General features: G+C 34.1%; 3 protein-coding genes and 1 pseudogene. All 4 read left to right on the forward strand.

Going from position 1 to position 2,743, the window contains the following annotated elements; translation table 11 throughout:
- A pseudogene (locus F6J99_RS43925) lies at positions 1–256 on the forward strand (cephalosporin hydroxylase); the annotation flags it as partial.
- 106 nt (positions 257–362) lie between these two features.
- On the forward strand, positions 363–491 hold the full coding sequence (locus tag F6J99_RS43930) for a hypothetical protein (RefSeq protein WP_293123458.1): 129 nt from the start codon (positions 363–365) through the stop codon (positions 489–491).
- Between the two features lie 64 nt (positions 492–555).
- A complete protein-coding gene (locus F6J99_RS43935) occupies positions 556–1,458 on the forward strand; it encodes a phytanoyl-CoA dioxygenase family protein (protein WP_293123460.1) in 903 nt (300 codons plus the stop codon).
- A 161-nt stretch (positions 1,459–1,619) separates the two neighbouring features.
- On the forward strand, positions 1,620–2,531 hold the full coding sequence (locus F6J99_RS43940) for a phytanoyl-CoA dioxygenase family protein (RefSeq protein WP_293123463.1): 912 nt from the start codon (positions 1,620–1,622) through the stop codon (positions 2,529–2,531).
- Positions 2,532–2,743: the final 212 nt, after the last annotated feature.

Consider the following 2,743-nt stretch of genomic DNA (forward strand, 5'->3'; position numbering starts at 1 on the left):
TATCCTGGATTATTTTCATAATAATGGTTTACAAAATGGAGATTATTTAATTATTGAAGACACAAATAAAGCTTTATGGGAGGCTTGGTCAGATTGGGAAGATCAAGAATTTATTGAACGGATGAAATGTAAGCTTAATTTACTAAAAAAATGGCTGAATCAGCATCAATATGAGTACTTAATTGATACTCACTACCAAGATTTGTTTGGTTATAACGGCTCGAAGAATTGGAATTCGATGTTAAAAAGAATGTAAATAACAATGACTAACTGCTGGGGTTAAGGTATTAAACAATTTATTCTGCTTTTTAAAGGAAGAAGGAATTTTCTTATTTACCATACGAGAAGACTATCGCCGTGAAATGCAGACAGCCTTAGATAAATTACCGTGGACATTAGTCAGTGAAGAGGATTTTCCGATATATGACGAAGCCAAGTTGATGTATCTTCTGGCTTTCAAAAAGGAGCGATCGCTAGGATTTTACATATAGTAAAAGTGTCAGATTAAGTGTTGTTATCAAAAAAAAGCTATTAGTAGGAGATAAGAGACAGTTTATGTGTAATCAAACAAAAGTTGAAAAAAAATATTTATCAAATTATAATCGTGAAATAGGTACAACTAGACCTTTATCTCCAGAACAAGTAGATCGATACCATGAAAATGGATTTGTTATTATTCCTAGTTTCTTTGAGATAGAAGAAATTAAGCCTCTTCAAGAAGCTTTTGAAAAAGACCCAGATATCAGAGGAAATGAGACACATTTTTTGGATAGTCAAGGCTATAGTAATCAGATAGCACATTGGGCAGAATTAGGAGACTCTTTGTTAGGATGTATTCCCAGATTAGCTCGAATAATAGATGGAGTAGAAGTTTTATTAGGTGGGCAAGAGTGCTACCATTGGTATTCAAAAATTGTCAAGAAAAGACCCCATTCTAAAGGGAGTATTGAATGGCATCAGGACTATGGTTCTTGGTACTATGATACTTTTTTGTTTTCTGACATGCTAAGTGTTTTTTTTGCGGTTAATGAGCATTCTATAAAAAATGGCTGTGTCAAAGTCATTAAAAAATCCCATTTAGTCAATCGAATTGATCATATTGTGCGAGGAGAAGCTCTTGTGGCTGATCCAATTCGCATCAAACAAATACTACAAAAACTTGAAGTTTTTAATGTAGAGATGAAACCAGGCGATGTTATGTTCATACATAGTAATACAATACATAGTTCTAACCCGAATAATACTGATAATTCACGAATAAATTTAGTTTGTACCTATAGTGCTGTATCCAATGAGCCAATCGATCCACAAGCTGGATACCATCGTTATAAACCTCTAGAAAAATTGCCGGATTCTTGGATCTTAGATGGTAAATATAATTCTGTATTTGATAATCAAGAGTTTTTATATCCAGAAATTCGAGAGATTACTATCCGAGGCAGAAAAAAAAGTGATTAGACGATAGTTTTTAGTAAACTAATAATTAAGTGATCGTAATGAACAATCCAAGGTTTGTCACAATATGTTATAACAACTAACTTTAGCTGTCATTAAATTATTTTTTTATGGCAGATATGGAAAATAAATCTAATTTATGATATGAGGTACGAAAAATAAATATGTATGAACTAACTGATGCTCAAGTTAATACTTTCCACCAGAAAGGTTGGATTGGACCGCTTGATACCTTCTCAGCCCAAGAAGTTAAAATTGTGAGAAAAGAAATAGAAGCAATTAGCCAAATTGAATTGGTGGGCGAGCAGAAAATTAGAACTTTTTCACATATTGATTTTGGTATAAAAACAGTAAATAACCACCATCTATACTGTAAGCCTTTGTCTGACATCTTTGAGGATAAAAGAGTTGTGTCTCGCTTAAACCAACTCGGTGAACCAAACTTATTGTTCTGGAGAACAAGTATTTTTCATAGAATGCCCGCACAAGAGGAAATTGGTTGGCATCAGGAAATAGAATACTATGGATATTATCCAGATATAGATGAAAATGACCTTTTTTTACTTTTTCCCAAAGGAGAAAAACCGCTTAACCTTACTGTGTGGGTAGCGTTTGAAGATATTACTTCTGAAATGGGTACACTGTCCTTTGCTAATGGCTCCCATCAGAAGGAATTTAAAAGCATTAAAGTTCCTTTTGGACAAGGATTGTTTCAAGAAGAAAAGTATGTCAGAAACTTAGAAGCAGAGCCAGAGGAAAAACGATACTCTAAAGTATTTGAATTTGATGAAAACGAGTGGGAGATAGAATCTGTTCCAACGGTAAAAGCAGGTCAGATAATTATTTTCACTGAGAAATTGATGCACAGTGCTCCCTCCAATAATTCCAGTAAAGAAAGATGGGCAATTAACGGACGCTATATTAGACCTAGCGTAACAGTTCATCCACAACTACTAAATAATGATTACATTGATAGCTATGGTTGCGATCTCAGAAAACACTTTAGCATTTTAGTATCCGGTAGCAACAATCATAAGACCAATAAAGTTGTTACTATAAATCGAAAAGGAGACTAGTCACAGTTATGATAGTTGAATCTAATTTATCTGAACAAACAAACCTAAATAATAAGCGGTTTGTCAAAATCTCTGACCGAGAAGATATAGCAGCCGCCAGAGCGGTTAGGACATAGACTAGAAGTAGTGTTTGAGACACAGCAATCCCATTACCGATGCCCAAACCCTATAGTTACGATCTCCGAAAAAAAGTGATAGAAGCAATCATTGAA

This window comes from Moorena sp. SIO4G3 (assembly GCF_010692305.1).
GTDB classification, from domain to species: Bacteria; Cyanobacteriota; Cyanobacteriia; order Cyanobacteriales; family Coleofasciculaceae; genus Moorena; species Moorena producens_A.